The sequence below is a fragment of the Mycobacterium persicum genome (assembly GCF_002086915.1).
In the GTDB taxonomy this organism is placed as follows: Bacteria; Actinomycetota; Actinomycetes; order Mycobacteriales; family Mycobacteriaceae; genus Mycobacterium; species Mycobacterium persicum.
The window spans coordinates 3,727,687-3,750,035 of sequence record NZ_MWQA01000001.1; the positions used below are offsets into that span (position 1 = coordinate 3,727,687).

At 66.6% G+C, this 22,349-nt stretch carries 22 protein-coding genes and 2 pseudogenes; 14 read left to right on the plus strand and 10 right to left on the minus strand.

Annotation, left to right across the window (positions count from 1 at the left end; all coding sequences use genetic code 11):
- The first annotated feature begins 10 nt into the window (after nt 1-10).
- Nucleotides 11-142 carry a hypothetical protein gene (locus tag B4U45_RS29915; protein WP_258174359.1) on the plus strand — a complete coding sequence of 44 codons (132 nt, stop codon included), beginning with the start codon at nt 11-13 and terminating at the stop codon, nt 140-142.
- 202 nt (nt 143-344) lie between these two features.
- Here B4U45_RS29915 and B4U45_RS16995 read toward each other — a convergent pair whose 3' ends face one another.
- The 6 genes and pseudogenes from B4U45_RS16995 to B4U45_RS17015 all read right to left on the minus strand — a co-directional run bounded on the left by B4U45_RS16995 (nt 345) and on the right by B4U45_RS17015 (nt 5,910).
- Nucleotides 345-791: a hypothetical protein gene (locus B4U45_RS16995; RefSeq protein WP_075546380.1), complete on the minus strand. Its 447-nt coding sequence runs from the start codon at nt 789-791 to the stop codon at nt 345-347.
- 163 nt (nt 792-954) lie between these two features.
- Nucleotides 955-2,141: pseudogene (locus B4U45_RS30700) on the minus strand (hypothetical protein); the annotation flags it as partial.
- Nucleotides 2,067-2,810, minus strand: a pseudogene (locus B4U45_RS30705) (PPE family protein); the annotation flags it as partial. The pseudogenes B4U45_RS30700 and B4U45_RS30705, both read right to left, overlap by 75 nt.
- Nucleotides 2,811-2,987: 177 nt before the next feature.
- A complete protein-coding gene (locus B4U45_RS17005; RefSeq protein WP_075546383.1) occupies nt 2,988-3,878 on the minus strand; it encodes an aldose 1-epimerase in 891 nt (296 codons plus the stop codon).
- 90 nt (nt 3,879-3,968) lie between these two features.
- Nucleotides 3,969-5,135, minus strand: coding sequence for an FAD-binding oxidoreductase (locus B4U45_RS17010; protein ID WP_075546384.1), 1,167 nt, complete (start codon nt 5,133-5,135; stop codon nt 3,969-3,971).
- A 127-nt stretch (nt 5,136-5,262) separates the two neighbouring features.
- Entirely contained in the window at nt 5,263-5,910 is a 648-nt protein-coding gene (locus B4U45_RS17015; protein ID WP_075546385.1) for a GAP family protein, read from the minus strand.
- A 250-nt stretch (nt 5,911-6,160) separates the two neighbouring features.
- Between B4U45_RS17015 and clpB the strand changes: the two genes are divergently transcribed.
- A complete protein-coding gene (clpB, locus tag B4U45_RS17020; protein WP_075546386.1) occupies nt 6,161-8,707 on the plus strand; it encodes an ATP-dependent chaperone ClpB in 2,547 nt (848 codons plus the stop codon).
- On the opposite strand, the gene B4U45_RS17025 is transcribed toward clpB, so the two are convergent.
- On the minus strand, nt 8,673-9,095 hold the full coding sequence (locus B4U45_RS17025) for an enoyl-CoA hydratase/isomerase family protein (protein ID WP_241780204.1): 423 nt from the start codon (nt 9,093-9,095) through the stop codon (nt 8,673-8,675). The two genes, clpB and B4U45_RS17025, sit on opposite strands and share 35 nt — an antisense overlap.
- A gap of 153 nt (nt 9,096-9,248) precedes the next feature.
- On the minus strand, nt 9,249-9,689 hold the full coding sequence (locus tag B4U45_RS17030) for a DsrE family protein (RefSeq protein WP_075546409.1): 441 nt from the start codon (nt 9,687-9,689) through the stop codon (nt 9,249-9,251).
- A gap of 177 nt (nt 9,690-9,866) precedes the next feature.
- Here B4U45_RS17030 and ttfA point away from each other — a divergent pair, with 177 nt between their 5' ends.
- The 5 genes from ttfA to B4U45_RS17055 are packed head-to-tail and all read left to right on the plus strand — an operon-like array spanning nt 9,867 to nt 13,623.
- Nucleotides 9,867-10,724: a trehalose monomycolate transport factor TtfA gene (ttfA, locus tag B4U45_RS17035; protein WP_075546387.1), complete on the plus strand. Its 858-nt coding sequence runs from the start codon at nt 9,867-9,869 to the stop codon at nt 10,722-10,724.
- A gap of 45 nt (nt 10,725-10,769) precedes the next feature.
- Complete coding sequence (locus tag B4U45_RS17040; RefSeq protein WP_075546388.1) at nt 10,770-11,543, plus strand: SDR family NAD(P)-dependent oxidoreductase; 774 nt, start codon at nt 10,770-10,772, stop codon at nt 11,541-11,543.
- Nucleotides 11,530-12,069: an orotate phosphoribosyltransferase gene (gene pyrE / locus B4U45_RS17045; RefSeq protein WP_075546410.1), complete on the plus strand. Its 540-nt coding sequence runs from the start codon at nt 11,530-11,532 to the stop codon at nt 12,067-12,069. The genes B4U45_RS17040 and pyrE overlap by 14 nt, the downstream gene beginning before the upstream one ends.
- 10 nt (nt 12,070-12,079) lie before the next feature.
- A complete protein-coding gene (locus tag B4U45_RS17050; RefSeq protein ID WP_075546389.1) occupies nt 12,080-12,982 on the plus strand; it encodes a hypothetical protein in 903 nt (300 codons plus the stop codon).
- The gene (locus B4U45_RS17055) at nt 12,979-13,623 is read left to right on the plus strand and encodes a TrmH family RNA methyltransferase (protein ID WP_075546411.1); all 645 of its coding nucleotides are present in this window, start codon (nt 12,979-12,981) and stop codon (nt 13,621-13,623) included. Before B4U45_RS17050 ends, B4U45_RS17055 begins: the two co-directional genes overlap by 4 nt.
- A gap of 184 nt (nt 13,624-13,807) precedes the next feature.
- On the opposite strand, the gene B4U45_RS17060 is transcribed toward B4U45_RS17055, so the two are convergent.
- Entirely contained in the window at nt 13,808-14,026 is a 219-nt protein-coding gene (locus B4U45_RS17060; protein ID WP_075546390.1) for a dodecin family protein, read from the minus strand.
- Between the two features lie 17 nt (nt 14,027-14,043).
- The gene (locus B4U45_RS17065; RefSeq protein WP_075546391.1) at nt 14,044-15,009 is read right to left on the minus strand and encodes a LysR family transcriptional regulator; all 966 of its coding nucleotides are present in this window, start codon (nt 15,007-15,009) and stop codon (nt 14,044-14,046) included.
- A 33-nt stretch (nt 15,010-15,042) separates the two neighbouring features.
- Here B4U45_RS17065 and B4U45_RS17070 point away from each other — a divergent pair, with 33 nt between their 5' ends.
- From B4U45_RS17070 to B4U45_RS17100, 7 genes are read left to right on the plus strand one after another with little or no spacing between them, the layout of a single operon-like run.
- On the plus strand, nt 15,043-16,203 hold the full coding sequence (locus B4U45_RS17070) for an XdhC family protein (RefSeq protein WP_176358350.1): 1,161 nt from the start codon (nt 15,043-15,045) through the stop codon (nt 16,201-16,203).
- A 31-nt stretch (nt 16,204-16,234) separates the two neighbouring features.
- Nucleotides 16,235-17,125 carry an FAD binding domain-containing protein gene (locus tag B4U45_RS17075; RefSeq protein ID WP_083155410.1) on the plus strand — a complete coding sequence of 297 codons (891 nt, stop codon included), beginning with the start codon at nt 16,235-16,237 and terminating at the stop codon, nt 17,123-17,125.
- A 2-nt stretch (nt 17,126-17,127) separates the two neighbouring features.
- The gene (locus tag B4U45_RS17080) at nt 17,128-17,604 is read left to right on the plus strand and encodes a (2Fe-2S)-binding protein (protein WP_075546394.1); all 477 of its coding nucleotides are present in this window, start codon (nt 17,128-17,130) and stop codon (nt 17,602-17,604) included.
- Nucleotides 17,601-20,000 carry an aerobic carbon-monoxide dehydrogenase large subunit gene (locus B4U45_RS17085; protein WP_075546395.1) on the plus strand — a complete coding sequence of 800 codons (2,400 nt, stop codon included), beginning with the start codon at nt 17,601-17,603 and terminating at the stop codon, nt 19,998-20,000. The genes B4U45_RS17080 and B4U45_RS17085 overlap by 4 nt, the downstream gene beginning before the upstream one ends.
- A gap of 6 nt (nt 20,001-20,006) precedes the next feature.
- Nucleotides 20,007-20,885 (plus strand): XdhC family protein, encoded by an 879-nt coding sequence (locus B4U45_RS17090; RefSeq protein WP_075546412.1) that lies wholly within the window; start codon nt 20,007-20,009, stop codon nt 20,883-20,885.
- Nucleotides 20,882-21,457 (plus strand): nucleotidyltransferase family protein, encoded by a 576-nt coding sequence (locus B4U45_RS17095; RefSeq protein ID WP_083155435.1) that lies wholly within the window; start codon nt 20,882-20,884, stop codon nt 21,455-21,457. The genes B4U45_RS17090 and B4U45_RS17095 overlap by 4 nt, the downstream gene beginning before the upstream one ends.
- Nucleotides 21,454-22,341: an AAA family ATPase gene (locus B4U45_RS17100; RefSeq protein WP_089025251.1), complete on the plus strand. Its 888-nt coding sequence runs from the start codon at nt 21,454-21,456 to the stop codon at nt 22,339-22,341. The genes B4U45_RS17095 and B4U45_RS17100 overlap by 4 nt, the downstream gene beginning before the upstream one ends.
- The last annotated feature ends 8 nt before the right edge of the window (nt 22,342-22,349 follow it).

Here is a 22,349-nt window from a genome sequence, read left to right on the forward strand (position 1 = left end):
CGGAGCCCGCGTGAGCGGGCGAGCGAACGGCGCCATCCAGCTGGAGCCGGTGAGCGGAGCCCGCGTGAGCGGGCGAGCGAACGGCGCCATCCAGCTGGAGCCGGTGAGCGTCGTCACCGCGATGTCGCCGAACGTGTTCTGACGGTGAGAAGTTGGCCGGATTTTCGTCGCCAGGTCACGCTCGGTGCGCCCGCTGGCGTTCAGGGCGGCGACCGACGCGCGCACTGAGCGCAGTTGGCCCGGCCGCGCGACTCAGCGTGGTAGCGTCCGGCGACCGTGTGCACCAATTCGGGTCAACCCGGGAGGCGATCAGCCACCGCCCGCGTGAGCGGACGATGAGACAGTTACGGCAGCCTGACGTTGTGGAAGAAGCCAGACACTTGGGTGCCGATGTTTGCGATGCCGGATACAAATGCCTGCGTCGCGAGATCCACTGTGCTGGTATTGAATATGCCCGAGATGGTATTGCCCTTGTTCAACAGGCCCGATGTCAGCGCGCCGTAGTTGAAGAAGCCCGAGTCTTCCAGTGCGCCGGCGTTCCAGATGCCCGAATGGTTGGTGCCGGTGTTGATGATTCCCGATAGACCGTCGTCGGAGTTGAAGAACCCGGACGAGACGTGCCACTGCCGTAGTTTGAAGAAGCCTGACGACGGAGCGGTCGTTGAATTGAAGAATCCCGGTCCCTGGACGAAGTCAAAACCGAAGGTGTACGGGCCCGCCGTGCCACCGCCGGACTTTTCGAAGGTTGTGCGAACGATGTCATCGATATTTATTTGGAGCCGATAACACATTCGCAGGAATGGTCCAAGGGCCTAGGTCGCCGTCATAGACGGTGATATTTATGCCCGGCCATTGGTGCAGAACGACTTTGATCCGGATCTTGGAAATGGTGAACGCATCCTGGGTGATTTCGTTGATGGTGCCCTGGATTGGTAGTTCGACGAGGCCATGCACATCGCCCTGGTACGGAAATTCGGGAATGGTCACGTGGTAGGAGAGTCGAACCAAACCTTGGTAATCGCCTCTCCAGAGGAAGCCGTTGTTGTAGTTGCCCGAGTTGAAGGCGCCGGTGTTGACGTCACCGGTGTTGCCGATGCCGGTGTTGTAGTCGCCGCCGTTGAAGTATCCCGTGTTGTACATTCCCGAGTTGAAGCCACCCGAGTTGTGGTCTGCGCTGTTGAAGCTGCCCGTGTTCGTTTCACCCGCGTTGTACAAACCGGAGTTGTAGTTGCCGGCGTTGGCGATCCCGGTGTTGGCGGCGCCGGAGTTGAACCATCCGGTAGTGGTGCTGCCGGTGTTGCCGATGCCGGTGTTGTAGTCGCCGGAGTTGCCGATGCCCCAGTTTCCAGTACCGGAGTTGCCGATGCCGATGTTGTTGGTTCCGGAATTGAACAACCCGATGTTGCCGGTGCCGGAGTTCAACGTACCGAAGCCGCGTTGCTTGTCGCCGGTGAGCCCGAAACCGATATTTCCGTTGCCGGTGTTACCGAAGCCGATATTGCCGTCTCCGGTATTGCCCCAGCCGAAGTTGTGGTTTCCGGTGTTGCCCATCCCGAGGTTGTTCAACCCCGCTGTCAACGAGCTACCGACATTCCCAAACCCGATGTTGCCGCTGCCGAGGTTACCGCTGCCGACATTGGCGCTGCCGAGGTTGCCGTTGCCGACGCTGTGGTCCCCGATGTTGGCGTTACCCAGGTTGAAGCTGCCGATATTTCCGTTACCAAAGTTGTCGTTACCGATGTTGGCGCTGCCGAAATTCACGATGCCGTGGTTGGCCAGCCCGACGTTGAACAGCGTGCTCGTTCCGTCGCGGAACAATCCCGCCAGGTCGATGAGAGCGCCGGTGTCGACATCGCCCACGTTGAGGATGCCGGTGTTGTAGTTGCCGTGTTGTAGCCGTTGCCCGAGTTTCCGATGCCCGAGTTCCCGATTCCCACGTTGCCGGTGCCCGAGTTGAAGAAGCCGACGTTACCGGTGCCGGAATTCATGCCGCCGAACCCGCGCAGGTGATCCCCGGTGAGTCCGATACCGCTGTTCCCGTTGCCGGTATTGCCGAAGCCGACATTTCCGCTGCCGATGTTTCCGCTGCCAATATTGCCGCTGCCGGTGTTGCCCGAGCCGAAATTGAAGTCGCCGATGTTCGCGTTGCCGAGATTGCCCTGGCCGACGTTGGCCAAGCCCACGTTGCGGAAGGGGACGACAATGTCCTGCGCGGCGGCCGCAGCCGCAGTGACGGTGGCAGCGGCAGCACCGTACGCGCCCGCCGTCGGACCCGCCAGGTTGGCCAGACCCCGCAGCGTCGAGGGAAACGGCGTCAACGTCGACACAGCCGCGGACGCCCCGGAGTAATAGTCGAACATCGCGGCCACGTCCCGGGCACACATCTGTTCGTAGTGAATTTCAGCGTCGGCGATCGCGGTGGCGTTTTGCCCGAACAGGTTCGACAACACCAGCGACACAAACTGGCTGCGGTTGGCCGAGATGAGGGCCGGATGCACCGTGGCCGCCAGCGCCGCCTCGAACGCGGCCGCTGCCAGCCGTACCTGGACGGCTGCCTGCTCGGCCTGGTTCGCCGCGGCGTTCAACCAACCCAGGTAGGGTGCGGCGGCATCGGCCATCGCCGCCGAGGACGGACCGAGCCAGAGAGAACCCGTGAGTCCGGTGGTCACCACGGAAAAAGAGGTGGCGGCCGAACCCAGCTCGGCGGCCAGCCCGTCCCAGGCCGCCGCCGCGGTCAGCATCGGCCCCAACCCGGCGCCCAGATGCATACGCGCCGATTTGACCTCCGGTGGCAAGACCGCGAAATTCATCAGCTCTCCTGCCTGGAACCGTTGGTCGCCGTCGCAGAGGCAGGTGATGCCGTCGCATCCCTCGGGTCCGTGAGTGTCCCAGCGTAACGATTATTCAGAAGTGCGACAGCGGACCGTCTTTGATTCGGACAAAAACTTCAAAAATGGTGTACGCGGGTCTTTTTGCATTTATAGCGCTCACACACGGATGGAAAATTGGGCGACCGCCGGTTCGTTGCGCCGCGCAACCCGATAGCCGCCGCGGCGCAACGCATCCGTCGGCGCCGCCATCGGCTCGAAGCAGACCACGTCCTCGCCTGGGGGCGCAAAGATCTGCGCCGCCGGATACCCGTGTTCGAAACGCACTTCGAGGCGGCGGCCGCCGCCGCGGACCGCGAAGACCGATCCCTCGGCGACCTGGTCGTAGCAGTCGTCAAAAGCCTCGTCACGCAGTTGCTGTGACATCGCCGGCCGCTCGGCCGTCTTGCCGGTGGGTAATCCCCGCTCGTCGAGATACAAATGCCGCAGCGGCGGTGTCTCGATTGTCCAGTCGCCGCGCGCGACATGCGGCACGTGCAGGTACGGGTGGAAACCAAAGCACAGCGGCACCGCCCGGTCCGTGGTCGCGGTGACCGTGGTGCGCACCGTCAACGTCCGGTCCGCCAGCCGCACCGCCATCGCAAGCACATGCGGATACGGGAAGCTGGCCAGCAACTTTGGCTCGGCGCCGAAATCCAGCTCGGCGGTCAGTTCGTTCGCCGATTCGGCCGTCACCCGCCAGCCCGGGTATGCGGCCAAGACGCCGTGGATGGGTAACCCGGCGGGATCGGTGCGGACTCCGTTTGCTCCCGGAGTCAGGGTTACCGTCGCGTCTTCGGCGGTATAGGTGTTGGCGCCCAGCCGATTCGCCCACGGATACAGAATCGGTATCCCCATCGTCTTTCCCGCGGTGATGTAGGCGTCCAGACCTCTTCGCTGACCGAGCAGTTGCACACCCGCGTCGGTTAGGGCGCTGCCGATCATCCCGGCCGCGGGCACGAATTGCGCCGCCACCGGGGAGGACGGGTCGCGCAGCGTGACGACGTGCACCCCGCCAGCCTAATCGGCCGGCCCGGCCTGCTCGGCGGCTTCTGCTGCCGGCGTTTCTGGTGTGGGTCGGCAACGCGGCCCGGCGCTGCCCTACCGCGACAGCGGGTCGTGCTGAATACGTTCCGGCGGAGCGCCTTTCGCGATGAGGGCGGCCTTGGTGGCGCGGACCATGTTCGGGCCGCCGCAGATCAGGATCTGCCGGTCGCCCCAACCGCCATACCTGGTGACCACGTCGGCCAACCGCCCGGTCTGACGCACATGCAGGCCGCGAGGCGGCGACACGTCGGGGTATTCCGCGGCCCACGACGGGTCGCGGGAGTACTCAGAGACCGGCGAGACGGAGAGCCACGGGTTGTGTGCGGCAATCTGCCACAGCATGGGCAGGTCATAGAGCTCACAGGAATAGCGAGCCCCGAAAAACAGGTGGACTCGCGGGTTCTCCGCAAACCGGCTGAGGTCCATGATCAGCGCCCGTAGCGGTGCCAGGCCGGTGCTGCCGGCGACCATGAGCACATCGCCGTCGTCGCGGGTCACGTGAAAGCCGCCGTGCGGGCTGGACAATCGCCACCGGTCACCGGGCCGGGTCTCGTTGACGATGGCGTTGCTCACCAGGCCGCCGGGCACCACGCGGACGTGAAACTCGATCCGGCCGTCGGGGTCGGCGGGAATGGCGGGGCTGAGGTATCGCCAGCGGCGGGGGCATTGCGGGACATGGACATTGACGTACTGGCCGGGGTGGTAGTCCAGCGGCTGGTCCAGACGCAGGCGGACGACCGCGAGGTCACGCGACACCCGGGCGTGTTCGACGACCGTTCCGTTCCACCACGCGGGCCCCTGCTCGGCGTCGGCGGCGCCGCTCATCACCCCGGTGATCAGGTTCAGCGACTGGTCGGCGGCCCGCTCGACGTTGTCAGTCCAGGAGCTGCCCAAATAGCCGCGCAGTGTCTGATACAGGGCGCGGCGCAAGGTGTCGTATTGGGTTGGGAGCACGCCGTGTTTGCGGTGGTCCCGGCCGAGTTGGGCCAGGAAGGCCACCGGTTCTTCGGCGTGCTGGTCGACGAGTTCGCCATACACCCAGTGCAGCGCGTGCGCGAAAGCTGCTCGTTGACTGTCCATTTCGGGAGGGAACAGGTCGCGCACCGAAACGTCGAGGGCAAACCAGGTGGTGTAGAACCGGCGGACGAGTTCGTTGGGGCCCTCGGAAGGGGCGAACGCGTCGCGCAGCACCCGCAATGCATCTCGGTCCTCGAGGCCCACGGACCCCGATTCTAGGCTCGCCGGGCGTGGTGCTCAGCGATCTCGAACATCCTCGAACATCGAAGCTGACTGCGGGCAACACCGCCCTGAGCCGGGGAAACCAGCGGCGAGCGCAACCCGCCACGCCTTACAGGGCGTGAATTCCCTTGTACAGCACCGCTAACCCGATCACCACCAAGATCGCTGCCACTACTGCGGTGTTGTGTTTTTCCATCCAATTCTTCAGTCGCTCCAGCGGAGCGTCGAGGCGCTCCCCGGCGACGGTATAGGCCAACACCGGAAGCGCGACCGACGAGCCGGCGACAGCCACGAAGAGCGTGGCCGATATCACCGTCCCGCTGTTACCCAGTGCATCGGTGCCGATTGCCAATCCGGCTGCCGCGCAGATGAATAACACCTTGGGATTGAGCACCGTCAGTGCCGCTGCGGTCAGCGCCGCCCGCGTTGGGGTGACCGAGGTGAGCGTTCGCATCCAGGCCGGTATGTGGTCGTGACCGCGGCGGGTTAGCCAGCGGATGACGCCGAACACGATCAGCGCTATGCCCAGGACGATCCGCAGCCAGGACGCCCATGCGGGGGGCGTCTCGCGCAGACCGCCCAGCAGGTTGGAGATGCTGATGGCAAGCGAGGTCAGCCCTGCCAGCCCCAGCAGCCAGCCGGCGAGATAGGCCAGACCGCTCTCCCGCGGATGTTGCGCGTGCAAGACGAGCACTCCCGGGATGATCGATAGCGGCGAAACCGTGATCACCAGGGCGAGCGGTACCACTTCAACCATTTACGAAGGCTCTCCGACCGTCACGCGAAGAACGGTAGCTGACGTCGTGGTGTTGCACCCGCCGTCGTTGCTACCGCCGGGTTCCCAGAATTCGGCGGTCTCTTGTTACCAAGCTGAGCTCAGTGGTATCAGACATATGGGCGCGGCGTTCGCCAACAACCTAACCTTGAGCGGAACAGACTCAACATTGACGGCGTTGCACAACCCGACAGGCATTTTTCACCGAACGTAAATCCCGAACGGAGTTGTCGTGGACTCTTTCAACCCGACCACCAAGACGCAGGCGGCGCTGACGTCGGCCCTGCAAGCGGCATCGGCTGCCGGCAATCCCGAGATCCGGCCTGCACACCTGCTGATGGCCCTGTTGACGCAGGCCGACGGCATCGCCGCGCCGCTGCTCGAGGCCGTCGGCGTGGAGCCCGCCGCGGTCCGCGCCGAAGCGCAGCGTCTGCTCGATCGATTGCCGCAGATCAGCGGCGCCAGTTCGCAACCGCAGCTGTCGCGCGAGTCGCTGGCGGCGATCACCGCCGCCCAGCAGCTGGCCACCGAGCTGGATGACGAGTACGTCTCCACCGAGCACGTGATGGTCGGCTTGGCCACCGGTGATTCAGACGTCGCCAAGCTGCTCAACGGGCACGGTGCCTCGCCGCAAGCCTTACGAGAGGCGTTCGTCAAGGTGCGCGGCAGCGCGCGCGTTACCAGCCCCGAACCTGAGGCGACCTATCAGGCGCTGGAGAAGTACTCGACCGACCTGACCGCGCGGGCTCGTGAAGGCAAGCTCGACCCAGTCATCGGGCGGGACAACGAAATCCGCCGCGTCATTCAGGTGCTCTCCCGTCGCACCAAGAACAACCCGGTGCTGATCGGCGAGCCCGGCGTCGGCAAGACCGCGATCGTGGAGGGTCTGGCCCAACGCATCATCGACGGCGATGTACCGGAAAGTCTGCGCGACAAGACGATCATCGCGCTCGACATGGGCTCAATGGTCGCCGGCTCGAAGTACCGCGGCGAGTTCGAGGAACGGCTCAAGGCCGTCCTCGACGACATCAAGAACTCGGCCGGGCAGATCATCACGTTCATTGACGAGCTGCACACCATCGTGGGCGCCGGCGCGACCGGTGAGGGTGCGATGGACGCCGGCAACATGATCAAGCCGATGCTGGCGCGCGGCGAGCTGCGGCTGGTCGGTGCCACCACCCTGGACGAGTACCGCAAGTACATCGAGAAGGACGCCGCGCTGGAGCGCCGTTTCCAGCAGGTGTTCGTCGGCGAGCCATCGGTGGAGGACACCATCGGCATCCTGCGCGGGCTCAAAGACCGCTACGAGGTGCACCACGGCGTGCGGATCACCGACTCGGCGTTGGTGGCCGCGGCCACCCTGTCCGACCGGTACATCACCGCCCGCTTCCTGCCGGACAAGGCCATCGACCTGGTCGACGAGTCCGCCAGCCGGCTGCGGATGGAGATCGACTCCCGGCCCGTCGAGATCGACGAAGTCGAGCGGCTGGTGCGCCGACTGGAGATCGAGGAGATGGCGCTGGCTAAGGAGGAGGACGAGGCGTCCAAGGAGCGGCTGGAAAAGCTGCGTGCCGAGCTGGCCGACCAGAAAGAGAAGCTCGCCGAACTGACTACGAGATGGCAGAACGAGAAGAACGCCATCGAGATCGTCCGTGAGCTCAAGGAGCAGCTGGAAGCCCTGCGCGGGGAATCCGAGCGCGCCGAGCGCGACGGCGACCTGGCCAAGGCCGCCGAGCTGCGCTATGGGCGCATCCCGGAAATGGAGAAGAAACTCGACGCGGCGCTGCCCCAGGCGACGGCCCGCGAGCAAGTGATGCTCAAAGAAGAGGTCGGTCCCGACGACATCGCCGACGTGGTATCGGCCTGGACCGGGATCCCGGCCGGGCGGCTACTGGAAGGCGAGACCGCCAAGCTGCTGCGGATGGAAGACGAGCTGGGCAAGCGCGTCGTCGGGCAGAAGAAGGCGGTGCAAGCCGTTTCGGATGCGGTGCGCCGCAGCCGGGCCGGCGTGTCCGACCCCAACCGGCCGACCGGGGCGTTCATGTTCCTCGGACCGACCGGTGTCGGTAAGACCGAGCTCGCCAAGGCGCTGGCCGACTTCCTATTCGATGACGAGCGGGCGATGGTCCGCATCGACATGAGCGAGTACGGCGAAAAGCACACCGTGGCCCGCCTGATCGGCGCCCCGCCCGGGTACGTCGGCTACGAGGCCGGTGGTCAGCTGACCGAATCGGTGCGCCGCCGTCCCTACACCGTGGTGCTGTTCGACGAGGTCGAGAAGGCCCACCCGGACGTGTTCGACGTGCTGCTGCAGGTGCTCGACGAAGGCCGGCTCACCGACGGCCATGGCCGCACCGTCGACTTCCGCAACACCATCTTGATCCTGACGTCCAACCTGGGATCGGGCGGCAGCGAGGAGCAGGTGATGGCCGCGGTGCGCGCGACGTTCAAGCCGGAGTTCATCAACCGGCTGGACGACGTGCTGATCTTCGAGGGCCTCAACCCCGAGGAGTTGGTGCAGATCGTCGACATCCAGTTGGCGCAGCTGCAGAAACGGCTGGCGCAACGGCGGTTGCAGCTCGAGGTGTCGCTGCAAGCCAAGCAGTGGCTGGCGCATCGCGGATTCGACCCGGTGTACGGCGCGCGTCCGTTGCGGCGGCTGGTCCAGCAGGCCATCGGTGACCAGCTTGCCAAGATGCTGCTGGCCGGCGAGGTGCACGACGGCGACGTGGTGCCGGTCAATGTCAGCGCTGACGGCGACGCACTGATCCTGGGCTAAGACGGGGGCGGTTTCGGCGCGGCGCCCCGCTCGAAGTCTCGGGTCTGGGCGCCGGCGTCGATGACCGCCCGGAGCAGCCGGCGCGCCGCGCACCGGGAATGATTCCCACCGAAACCTCGGGATGGCCCAGCACGGTCGTGCCGAGCGCGGCAAAACGTATGTCGAAAGCCATCGCGAACTCGCAGCCACCACCACGGCAGATTCCCTCGATGACCGCGATGGTTGCCTTCGGCAGGGTTCGGATCCGCTCCGTCATCGCGTGGAAGAACGACAGTTCGTCGTGCAGTGCGGTGTCCGCAGTTTCGGGACGGCCATGCAAGTCGCCGAGCAGCGAGACGTCCGCATGCGCGATGAAGAACTCCGGATCGGCCGAGTCGACGATCAGCACCCGCACCCCGTCGTCGCCGGCGACTTCCCCAAGAGCCGGTCGATCTCAGTCAGCAGGGGCATGTCCAGCAAGTTGATCGGTGGATGACCGATCGTCGCCCGGCAGACACCGTTCGCCCTGGAGCTGCGGATGAGCCGGTAATCCCTCATACGTCTAAGCCTCCGAGATCTTCACGTACCCCTGCTGCACCAGCTGGGTCAGTCGGGCCATGGCATTCCTGTTGATCCTGGTCCCGGGGATGAGGTCGGCATTGCGCCAACCGTTGGCCCTGGCGGTGGCTCCGCACAACTCGACGTGCACGCCCTTGGCTATCAGGTCGGCCAGCACCGGCTTGTACGGATTGCCGGTGCTGACGTGCCGGTTGGCGTTGTAGGCCTGGTCGTCGAGTGTCACGTGTCCGGCATTCGTGTGGAACACGGCGACGACGTGCGAGCTGGCCTGCCAGGCGGTGGCGTCGGCCGCGACGATTCCGAGGTGGAACAGGACGGCCGGCATGTCGCCTTCGAAGGTGAGCGATGCCACGCTGAATACGACCTTCACCTCCTCGAGTTCGACCGGAACGTCGATATGCAGCGTCTCGTCTGCAGGGGACACAGATGACTCCCGTCTCGAAAGTGCGGATTCGATGTCGGCAATGATCCACCCGACAGTGAAATGCGTTTGCCGCCCCATGCGGCCGGACATCCGACGCGCCTGGTATTGACTCCTGTGATTCGGTTGTGACCTGCTCGGATTCTTTATTCGGGCCCATCAGCAGATAGGCTGTCTCCCGTGGTCCCGCTTTGGTTCACGCTGTCCGCGCTGTGTTTCGTCGGTGCGGTGGTGTTGCTGTACGTCGACGTCGATCGACAACGCGGGCGCAGCCGACGTCGTAGGTCGTGGGCGCGATCGCACGGCTTCGACTACGAGCGCGAGTCGACCGAAATCCTGCATCGCTGGAAGCGCGGTGTGATGTCGACGGTCGGTGATGTCCCGGCCAAGAACGTCGTGCTGGGTCAGATCCGCGGCGAGGCCGTCTACATTTTCGATCTCGAGGAAGTCGCCACGGTGATCGCCCTGCACCGCAAGGTGGGCACCAACGTCGTGGTGGACCTGCGGCTCAAGGGACTCAAGGAACCACGGGAAAGCGACATCTGGTTGCTCGGCGCCATCGGGCCGCGGATGGTCTATTCCACCAATCTCGACGCGGCCCGGCGGGCCTGCGATCGGCGCATGGTCACCTTCGCGCACACCGCACCCGACTGCGCCGAGATCATGTGGAACGAGCAGAACTGGACGTTGGTCAGCATGCCGATCTCCAGCACCCGCACCCAGTGGGACGAGGGACTGCGCACCGTGCGCCAGTTCAACGACCTGTTGCGGGTGTTGCCGCCGCTGCCGCAGGACGAGACCTCTGCAGAGAGCGCAGAACCAGCGCGCAACGCAGCACCGGGGCGTCCGCTGGCATCCGCGCGTCAGGCAGAACTGCCACCCCGGCGCGCTCAGGTCGACCCGGCCGCCGGGCTGATACCCGATCCGGCGCGGCGGGTGGCCGAGCCGGTACGTCGTGAAGAAGGTCGTCCCGAAGGCGTTCGGCGTCCGCCGCCGGCCGGTCGTAACGGCCGGCAAGCCAGCAACTTCCAGCACTGATAGCAGGGCCCCGAGGGCCGGCGGCCGGTCAGTACACTGTCGCTCATGCCACGGCCCGTCGCGCTGATCACAGGTCCGACTTCCGGGATTGGCTCCGGCTATGCGCGACGCTACGCGCGTGACGGCTACGACCTGGTTCTCGTCGCCCGTGATGTCGACCGGTTGCAGCAATTGGCCGGCGAGTTGGAAGCGCAGGCCGGCGGTGTCGAGATCCTGCCCGCGGACCTGGCCGACGCGGCCGACAGAGCCAAGGTCGCCGAACGGCTCTCCCGGGGCGTCCGGGTGTTGGTCAACAATGCCGGTCTGGGCACCTCCGGGGAATTCTGGACGACCGATCCCGCCCTGCTGCAGGCGCAACTCGACGTCAACGTGACGGCGGTGATGCAACTGACCCGGGCCGCGTTACCGGCCATGCTCGAAGCCGGCGCCGGCGCCGTCATCAACATCGCCAGCGTCGCCGGTCTGCTATCCGGTCGCGGATCGACCTACTCGGCGTCCAAAGCCTGGGTGATCTCGTTCAGCGAGGGGTTGGCCAACGGGCTGCAGGGCACCGGCGTCAGTGTGCACGCCGTATGCCCGGGCTACGTGCACACCGAATTCCACGCCCGGGCCGGCATCGACATGGCCAACCTCCCGTCGTTCATGTGGCTCGAGGTCGACGACGTGGTCAGTCAGAGTCTGGCCGATGTCACCCGCGGCAAGGTGATCAGCGTCCCGGGCCTGCACTACAAGGCGATTGTCTCGGCCGGGCGGCTGATGCCGCGGGGCCTGGTCAGGGCGGCAGTAAAGCGTGTCGGCGGCGGCAGTGGCCGAAGCTGACCGCGGCGAGCTCGCCGAGCTGGTGCGCGGGTTGTCGGTGGTGCACGGGCGCGTCACGCTGTCGTCGGGCAAACAGGCCGACTACTACGTCGACCTGCGCCGCGCCACCCTGCATCACCGGGCGTCGGCATTGATCGGCAGGCTGATGCGCGAACTCACCGCCGACTGGGACTATGCGCTCGTCGGCGGCCTGACGCTCGGCGCCGACCCGGTGGCGACCGCCATCATGCACGCGCCCGGCCGCCCGATCGACGCGTTCGTCGTCCGCAAGTCGGCGAAAACCCATGGCCTGCAACGACTTATCGAGGGTTCCGAGGTGTCCGGCCAGCGGGTCCTGGTGGTCGAGGACACCAGCACCACCGGCAACTCGGCGCTGACCGCGGTGCACGCCGTCCAAGACGCCGGAGGCGAGGTGGTCGGCGTGGCCGTTGTCGTCGACCGCGACACCGGTGCCGCCGAGGCCATCGAGGCCGCAGGTCTGCCGTACCGCAGCGTGCTGGGGCTTGCCGATCTGGGGCTGGGCTAGGCCGGCGGCGGTGCGTGTTCTGGTTGCGCTGATCGTGGCGTTGTCCTGCGTGGCGGCCTTGATGGCGTGCTCCGATTCGAGACCCGATCGCATCTATGGCGCTCAGAGCGCCCGGCTGGGCGAATCGCTGCCGGTGCTGGGGTGGAACATGGCGGTGTCGAATCTGCGCTGGTCCGGTGACTACGTGCTGGTCGACGTCGATGCTTCGCCGAGCGACCCCCGTGCGCCGCACGCCAAACCCGAGGACATTCGCTACGGCCTCTACGGCGCCCTGGCCCATCCGCTGGAGTCGACCGGCCTCGGCAGCTGCGACGACGCGATGACCAAGGTGCGTGACATCGCCAAGCCGTTGTCGGCGCCGCCGGACCGGCTCACCGGCACGGTCTGTCTGGGCCCGCTGACCGACCGCAGCGCGGTGCGCGGTGTGTATATCTATTCGCCCCATGATCGGATCGCCAATACCGCGGCCGCTTACCCGGCCGCATTCCCGGTGGGCATGTTGCCGACCAATCAGAACGACACCGGCCTGGTGGTCAAGACCACCAGCCTGTCGGCCTGGCGCGCCGACGGTACGCCGGTGACCAAGACCCAGCTCGGGGACCCAGCGGCATTCACCGGCAACGGCTACATGCTGCTGGGGTTGGCCGCCGACGCGCTGGCGACCCGCTATCGCGACGACTCCGCAGCCCGCGGCGGGCCGATGATGCTGCTTGCCGCGCCGACGCTGCCCGGGCGCGGATTGAGCCCGGCGTGCGCGGCCTATGGGGCATCGGTGCTGATCCTGCCGGACGCGTCCCGCGACGCCGTACACGTCGACGCGTCGCTGTGCACCCAGGGTGAAATCAACCAGGCGCTGCTGTATGCGACGGTGGCGATCGTGGGCACTCACGCCGCGGTGTGGACGTCGCGATGAACGAAGCGGGGCCCACCGAATGGGCGGTGCCGGCCGGCGGCGTCGGTCCCTGGGTGGGTGATTTGCCCGACGACCTGCGGTATGACCCAGAGTTGTTGCGCGACGGTGATAGCCGCAATGTCGTCGACGCCTATCGGTATTGGACCCGGGAGGCGATCGTCGCCGACATCGATACTCGCCGTCATCCGCTGCATGTGGCGATCGAGAACTTCGGTCACGACGCCAACATCGGTTCGGTGGTACGCACCGCCAACGCGTTCGCGGTGGACACGGTGCACATCGTCGGTCGTCGGCGCTGGAACCGCCGTGGCGCCATGGTGACCGACCGCTATCAGCGGTTGCGCCACCACGACAGCACCGCCGAGTTGATGGAGTTCGCGACTGGCGCTGGGCTGACGGTAGTCGCCGTCGACAACGTCCCCGGGGCGGCGCGGCTGGAGGAGACGACGCTGCCGCGGGAGTGCTTGCTGGTGTTCGGTCAGGAAGGACCCGGCATCACCGACGCCGCCCGCGCCGGCGCGTCGATCACGGTGTCGATTGCTCAGTTCGGCTCGACCCGCAGCATCAACGCCGGCGTGGCCGCGGGGATCGCGATGCACGCGTGGATCAGGCAGCACGCCGACCTGTCGCGGGCTTGGTGAATCGAGTGTGCGGTGGTGGCGTCGAGTGTGCGGTGGTGGCGTCGAGCGTGCGGCTGGGGCGGCGCCGCAGCGAATCCTCAGCCTTGAGTACACAGTCAAAGCCGTGGATGCACACTCAAAGCCACACGCGCACAGTCGAAGCCAGACGCGCAACGGCCCGACGGCGCAACGGCTCGGATGCTGTTTAATCGCGCGGTTTGGCCGGCCTCAGCTTGAACGAGATCTCGAGCTTGATCCGGAAGGTGATCTTGCCGCTCGAGTCCACCGACATGTCCTGCTCGATGACTCGGGCCACCCGGATGTCGTCGACGCTTTCCCGCGCCCGCTGCACCGCCTCCGCCGCGGCCTGCTCCCAGGAGGTAGGGCTGGTCCCGATGATGTCGATCACCTTGTACACGCTCATGGGGGTAAAGCGTATAGCTAACTCCACAAGGTGACGTGGACCTTCGGGCGGAACCGCGCCACACCGACCCCGCTGCCGCGGATCATCGCCTGGGTGCACCGCGGGGTGGTGATGAACCGGACCAGTTCGGACACCGCGGGCTGCCGGGCCGAGGGTGCCAACGTCGAGGCGCACCACTCGCCGGATCTATCCAGGCCCGGACCGGTCACGTGTACCAGCCGTCCGGCGGCCAGGTCCTTGGCGACCGCGAAGCCGATGGTCAGCGTGACACCACCGACTCGCCGGATCTCCTCGAGGGCGGCGGCGTCGCTTTGAAAGATTCGCTGGTGTGATTCTGGAATCGCCAAGTCCCGCAACATGGTTGCGATCTCTCCGTCCACGCCGCCCGCCGAGGGGCCGAGCATCCACTGCTGCTGGCGCAACCACGCTGGCGTCGGAATACCAACGGCCAGTGGGCTGTTAGGTGCCACGACGGTGATGATCTGATACTTCAGAAAGGGTCGCACAAACAGCGAGCCGTCGGCACCAAACGAACTTTCGCTGGCCGGGCCGATGGCGATGTCAACCGCGCGCGACAGAATCAGGTCGCGGAATCGGCTCGTCGGATGCACGCTCAACTCAACGGACAGGTCGTCGGCTCGAGACGAGAACAGCTCGATCAGGCCCGGTGCCGCGTGCTCGGCGAAGGTGCTGGACGCGGCGATGCGCAGCAGCCGGCGGCCGTGGGCGGCCTCGGTGACCTCGATCGCCGTTTGTTGCTGCAGCCCCAGAATTTCCACGGCCCGGCTGGCCAGCCGCAGCCCGCCGGGGGTGAACGCCAACCCGGCACCGGTCCTGGTGAACAGTTGGTCGTCGAGCTCCTTGCGCAACGCCGCGATGTGCATGGAGACCCCGGCATCGGAGAGGCCGAGCTCTGCGGCGGCCGCCCGCACCGAGCCCAGCCGCACCACCGCCGAATAGGCCCGAAGTTGAGCCGGAGTCATGGAAAGAGCCTACTTCTGGCTTAGTTTAAGGGGGTGCGTGACGTGCTTGCCGAGCTGCTGTCGATCTGGCGCGCCGGTGATACCGCGGGGTTGGCGACGGTGGTGCGGACGTTGCGGTCCGCGCCCCGGCCCCCGGGTGCGGCGATGGTGGTGGCGCCCGACGGTTCGGTGAGCGGGTCGGTGTCGGGTGGTTGCGTCGAAGGTGCCGTCTACGAACTCGCCACCGAGGTGGTACACGGCGGCGCACCCCGGCTAGAACGGTACGGTGTCAGCGACGATGACGCCTTCGCGGTGGGTCTGACCTGTGGCGGCATCATCGACGTCTTCGTCGAATCCGTCTCGCAGTCAACGTTTCCCGAACTCGGCGCGGTGGCCGGGGACATCGCCGCCCATCGGCCGGTCGCGATCGCGACCGTGATCACCCACCCGGACACCCGCTGGGTGGGCCGGCGCCTCGTCGTGCACCCCGACGCGATCGCCGGATCGCTCGGTTCCGGGCGTGCTGACGCTGCGGTCACCGACGACGCGCGCGGCCTGCTTGCGCTGGGGCGCAACGAAATTCTCGAGTACGGCCCCGACGGGCAACGCCGGGGCGAAGGCATGGAGGTCTTCGTGTCCAGCTTCGCGCCGCGTCCGCGGATGCTGGTCTTCGGAGCGATCGACTTCGCCGCTGCCCTGGCGCGCCAGGGATCGTTCCTGGGCTACCGGGTCACCGTCTGCGACGCTCGCGCCGTCTTTGCCACGTCGGTGCGCTTTCCGACGGCCGACGAGGTCGTCGTCGAGTGGCCGCACCGCTACCTGGCCGCTCAGGCCGAGGCGGGCGCCGTCGACGAGCGCACGGTGATCTGCGTGCTCACCCACGATCCGAAGTTCGACGTGCCGGTGCTCGAGGTGGCACTGCGGCTGCCCCGCGTCGGGTACGTCGGGGCGATGGGGTCGCGCCGGACGCACGACGACCGGTTGCGGCGGCTGCGGGCGGTCGGGCTGACCGACGCCGAACTGGGCCGGTTGTCCAGCCCGATCGGACTGGATCTCGGCGCCCGTACGCCCGAGGAGACGGCGGTGTCGATCGCCGCCGACATCATCGCCCGGCGGTGGGGCGGCCGCGGGCGCCCGTTGGCCGAGACCGACGGGCGGATCCACCATGACGCGCAGGTAGAAGGCGAGTTCAGCGATCACTTAAGTCGATATTGACGCTCGTTGAGCAACGGCTGACACTGGGCGCATGCAAGTACCTGGGCCCTTCGAATACGAGCGTGCGACCAGCGTCGACCACGCCATCGGATTACTGGATCGGTTGGGGGAGGGGGCGCGAGTGGTCGCCGGCGGCCACAGCCTGCTGCCGATGATGAAGCTGCGTATCGCCAACCCGGAATATCTGGTCGACATCAACGACCTGGTGCCCGAACTCGGATACGTGATCACCGATCCGACCCTGGTGCGCATCGGCGCCATGACCCGGCACCGCGAGATCCTGGAGTCGGACACGCTGGCGGCGGTGTGCCCGATCTTTCGCGATGCCGAACGCGTGATCGCCGACCCGGTGGTCCGCAACCGCGGTACCCTGGGCGGTTCGCTGTGTCAGGCCGATCCGGCCGAGGACCTGTCGACGGTGTGCATGGTGCTGGACGCCGTGTGCCTGGCGCGGGGGCCGTCGGGCGAGCGTGAGATAGCAATCGACGACTTCACGGTCGGGCCGTACGAGACCTCGGTGGCGCACAACGAGATCCTGGTCGAGGTACGTATCCCGGTGCGGCACAACACTTCCAGCGCCTATGCGAAAGTCGAACGGCGGGTTGGTGATTGGGCCGTTACCGCGGCCGGTGCGTCGATCACGCTCGACGGCGACACCATCGCCGCCGTCCGGGTGGGTCTCACCGCGGTGAATCCGAATAGGACAGCGCTCGCCGAGCTTGCCCAGGCACTGGTGGGCCGACCGGCCACCGAAGAAACCTTCGCCGAGGCGGGCCGGCGAGCAAGCCAGGCCTGCGAACCGGTGACCGATATTCGCGGCACCGCCGAGTACAAGCGGCACCTGGCTTCCGAATTAACCATCCGCACGCTGCGCACCGCGACCGAACGGGTGCGTAACATCCCCGAGCCGGAAGGGAACTAGCCATGCAGGTAACCATGACCGTCAACGGCGAACAGGTCACCGCCGAGTTCGAACCCCGGATGCTGCTGGTGCACTTCCTGCGGGATCAGTTGGGGCTCACCGGAACTCACTGGGGCTGCGACACCAGCAACTGCGGAACCTGTGTGGTCGACGTCGACGGCGTGCCGGTGAAGTCGTGCACGATGCTGGCCGTCATGGCATCCGGCCACAGTGTCAGGACCGTAGAAGGACTGGCCGTCGATGGCCAGCTCGACCCGGTGCAAGAAGGATTCATGCGCTGCCACGGATTGCAATGCGGCTTCTGCACACCAGGCATGATGATCACCGCCCGGGCGCTGTTGGACCGCGACCCCAATCCCGACGAGCAGACCATCCGGGAGGCCATCTCCGGGCAGATCTGCCGGTGCACCGGATACACGACAATCGTGCGGTCCATCCAATGGGCCGCTCAGCACAGTTCCGCGGAGGCCACGTCATGACCACCATCGAATCAAGGCCGCCCTCACCGGAAGACACCGCCGACAACGACCAAAAGCCGTGCGGCCACGGCCGGATGCTGCGCAAGGAAGATCCCCGTTTCATCCGGGGCCGCGGCACCTACGTCGACGACGTCACGCTGCCCGGCATGCTGCACCTGGCGATCCTGCGCTCACCGTACGCGCATGCCCGCATCGTGCGCATCGACACCACTGCGGCCCTGGCCCATCCGAAGGTCAAGGCGGTGGTGACCGGCGCCGACCTGGCGGAGAAGGGCCTGGCCTGGATGCCGACACTGGCCAACGACGTGCAGGCCGTACTGGCCACCGACAAGGTGCGCTTCCAGGGCCAAGAGGTGGCGTTCGTCGTTGCCGAAGACCGGTATTCGGCCCGCGATGCGCTGGAGCTCATCGACGTCGAGTACGACCCGCTCGATCCTGTCGTGGACGTCCGCAAGGCGCTCGACCCGGCCGCGCCGGTGATCCGCACCGACCTGGAAGGCAAGAAAGACAACCACATCTTCGACTGGGAGACCGGCGACGCGGCCGCCACCGATGCGGTGTTCGCCAAGGCGGATGTGGTGGTCAAGCAGGAGATGGTCTATCCGCGGGTACACCCCGCGCCGATGGAAACCTGTGGTGCGGTAGCTGATTTGGATCCGGTCAGCGGAAAGCTGACACTGTGGACCACCTCGCAGGCCCCGCACGCCCACCGCACGCTGTACGCATTGGTTGCCGGCCTGCCCGAACACAAGATCCGGGTCATCTCGCCCGACATCGGCGGCGGCTTCGGCAACAAGGTGCCGATCTACCCCGGCTATGTGTGCGCGATCGTCGGCTCGCTGGTGCTGGGCAAGCCGGTCAAGTGGATGGAGGACCGCAGCGAGAACCTGACCTCCACCAGCTTCGCGCGCGACTACATCATGGTCGGCGAGATCGCGGCCACCAAGGACGGCAAAATCCTGGCCCTGCGCAGCAACGTGCTGGCCGACCACGGTGCGTTCAACGGTCAGGCGGCGCCGACGAAGTACCCGGCCGGCTTCTTCGGGGTGTTCACCGGCAGCTACGACCTGGACGCCGCCTACTGCCACATGACGGCGGTCTACACCAACAAGGCGCCCGGCGGGGTGGCCTATGCGTGCTCCTTCCGGATCACCGAGGCGGTGTACTTCGTCGAGCGGCTAGTGGACTGTCTGGCCTTCGAGCTGAAGCTGGACCCGGCGCAGCTGCGGCTGCGAAACCTGTTGAAGCCCGAGCAATTCCCGTACACCACCAAGACGGGCTGGGTGTACGACTCGGGTGACTACGAGGCCACCATGCGCAAGGGCATGGACATGATCGGCTACGACGCGTTACGCGAGGAACAACGGCGCCGAAGGCAGCAAGGCGAGCTGATGGGCATCGGCATGTCGTTCTTCACCGAGGCGGTGGGCGCCGGGCCTCGCAAAGACATGGACATCCTCGGCCTCGGTATGGCCGACGGCTGCGAGCTGCGGGTGCATCCAACCGGCAAAGCCGTTGTGCGGCTTTCCGTTCAGTCGCAGGGCCAGGGTCACGAGACGACGTTCGCGCAGATCGTCGCCGAAGAGCTGGGCATCCCGCCCGACGATATCGAGGTGGTGCACGGCGACACCGACCAGACCCCATTCGGGCTGGGCACCTACGGCAGCCGCTCGACCCCGGTATCCGGCGGGGCTGCTGCTCTGGTGGCGCGTAAGGTGCGCGACAAGGCCAAGATCATCGCCGCCGGCATGCTGGAAGTCTCGGTGGCAGACCTGGAATGGGAGAAGGGCAAGTTCCACGTCAAAGGTGACCCGTCGGCGTCGGTGACCATCCAAGATATCGCGATGCGTGCCCACGGCGCCGGTGATCTGCCCGACGGCATCGAGGGCGGGCTGGACGCCGAGGTGTGCTACAACCCGTCGAATCTGACCTACCCCTACGGCGCGTATTTCTGTGTGGTGGACGTCGATCCGGGCACCGGCGTGGTCAAGGTGCGCCGCTTCCTGGCCGTGGATGACTGCGGCACCCGGATCAACCCGATGATCATCGAGGGCCAGGTGCACGGCGGTGTCGTCGACGGAATCGGGATGGCGCTGATGGAGATGATCGCCTTCGACGAGGACGGCAACTGCCTGGGCGGCTCGCTGATGGACTACCTGATCCCGACCGCGCTCGAGGTGCCGCACCTGGAGACCGGCCACACGGTCACGCCGTCACCGCATCACCCGATCGGCGCCAAGGGCATCGGCGAGTCGGCTACCGTCGGATCCCCGCCGGCGGTGGTGAACGCGGTGGTGGATGCGTTGGCGCCGTACGGGGTTCGGCACGCCGACATGCCGTTGACACCGTCGCGGGTGTGGGAGGCCATGCAGGGCCGGGCGAGGCCACCGATCTAGACCATGATCACCATCAGCGAACGGGCTCAGCAACTACTGGCGGCACGAACACCGTTCGTGCACGCGACCGTGGTGCGGGCCCAGCCGCCCGCCTCCGCCTATCCGGGTGATGAGGCAATACTGTTGGCGGACGGCACAATTGAAGGCTTCGTCGGCGGCCAGTGCGCGCAGAACTCGGTCCGTAAGGCGGCGCTGGGCGCACTGCAGGCCGGAGAAAGCGTGCTGCTGCGGGTGCTTCCCGACGGCGACGTGCATTTCCCGGAAGCGCCCGGCGCCTGCGTGGTGGTCAACCCGTGCCTGTCCGGTGGGGCGCTGGAAGTATTCTTGACCCCGCAGTTGCCGGCGCCGCTGATCCGGGTCTACGGTGCCACGCCGATCGCCGACGCGCTGATCCAGCTGTGTGGCGTGCTTGGCTACGACGCGCGACGCGACACCGAGCCGGTTGCCGCCACCGCAGTGCCGACTGGCCTAGTGATCGCCAGCCACGGCGGTCCGGAGGCCGAAATCATCCGTGCCGCACTGGATAACGGTGTCGGGTATATCGGCCTGGTGGCCAGCAAGGTCCGTGGCGCCTCGATCCTGAGCTCGCTGGACCTGTCCGAGGGCGAGCGGGCCCGCATCCACACCCCGGTCGGATTGCCGATCGGCGCCAAGACCCCGGCGGAGATCGCGGTGTCGATCGCCGCCGAGCTTATCGCCGCCCTGCGCACGGGCAATGTGCGTGTGCCCGCAACCAGCGCAACCGCGCCGGAGGCGGTCGACCCGGTATGCGGCATGACGGTGACCGTCGGACCCACGACCGAGCACCTGCAGCGAGAGGGCACCGACTACTGGTTCTGCGGTTCGGGATGCCGCACCGCCTTCGCAAACCGGCCGGTCGGATGACGGTCACTGGTGTCGTGCTGGCCGCCGGCAGTTCCCAACGGCTGGGCACCCCCAAACAGCTACTGCCGTACCGGGATACGACGCTGCTGGGGGCGACCATGGAGGTCGCTCGCCGTGCCGGATTCGATCAGCTGATCGTCACCTTGGGCGGTGCCGCCGAGAAGGTGCGTGACACGGTGCCGCTGGCCGGGGTCGACGTGGTGGTCGTCGACGACCACGGGGCCGGGTGTTCGGCGTCGCTGCGGGTGGCGTTGCAACGGGTGGATCCGCAGGCCGCCGGCATCGTGCTGATGCTGGGCGACCAGCCGGGCGTGGACCCCGCGACGCTGCGGCAGCTGGCGACACGAGGACCGGCGGCCGAAATCATGGTGTGCCGCTATGCCGACGGTATCGGACATCCATTCTGGCTGAGCCGCACCCTCTTCGGTGAGCTGGCGCAATTGCACGGCGACAAGGGGGTGTGGAAGCTGATGGAGTCGGGCCGGCACCAGGTGCGCGAGCTCACGGTCGACGGTCCGGTGCCGCTCGACGTGGACACCTGGGACGACTACCAGCGGCTGGTGACATCGTGATGTTCACCGACCCCGACGACGTCGTCCACCGGTTCGACGCGCACGACTACCTGCTCGACACCGGGACCGCCTCGGCGATCTATCTGGCGGTCACCCTCGGCAGACCGCTGCTGCTGGAGGGCGAGCCGGGCGTTGGCAAGACGACAGCCGCCAAAACCCTTGCCGTCGTGTTGGATACCACCCTGGTCCGGCTGCAGTGTTATGAGGGGCTGACCGCGAGCGAGGCGCTGTACGACTGGAACTACCAACGTCAGCTGCTCGCCATCCGGCTCGCCGAAGCGCAGGGCGCCGGTATTCAGGAGGCGGACCTCTACACCGAGGCCTACCTGGTGGACCGGCCCATCCTGCGCTGCGTCCGCCATCGCGGCCCGACCCCGCCGGTGCTGCTGATCGACGAAATCGACCGTGCCGACGACGAATTCGAGGCGCTGCTGCTGGAATTCCTCGGCGAATCCGCCGTCACCGTCCCGGAGTTGGGCACCTTCGTCGCCGAGCGGCCGCCGGTCGCGGTGCTCACCTCCAACCGCAGCCGCGACCTGCACGACGCCCTGCGACGACGCTGCCTGTACCACTGGATCGACTACCCGGAGCCAGCCCGCGCCGCCGCGATCGTCCGCCGGACGGTGCCCGGGGCCACCGCGCCGCTGATCCAGCACGCCACCCAATTCGTCTGCCGCACACGCGATCTCGACCTGGACAAGCCGCCGGGCGTGGCCGAGACCATCGACTGGGTCGCCGCCCTGGTGTCGCTCGGCGTCGCCGACCTGCAGGACGAATCGGTTGCGGTGGCGCTCGCCAGCCTGGGGGCGCTGGCCAAGACACCCGACGACCGTACGCTGATTCGCGACGCGTACACCGCTTTCACCGAGTGCAGCCGGACATGAGAGGACCC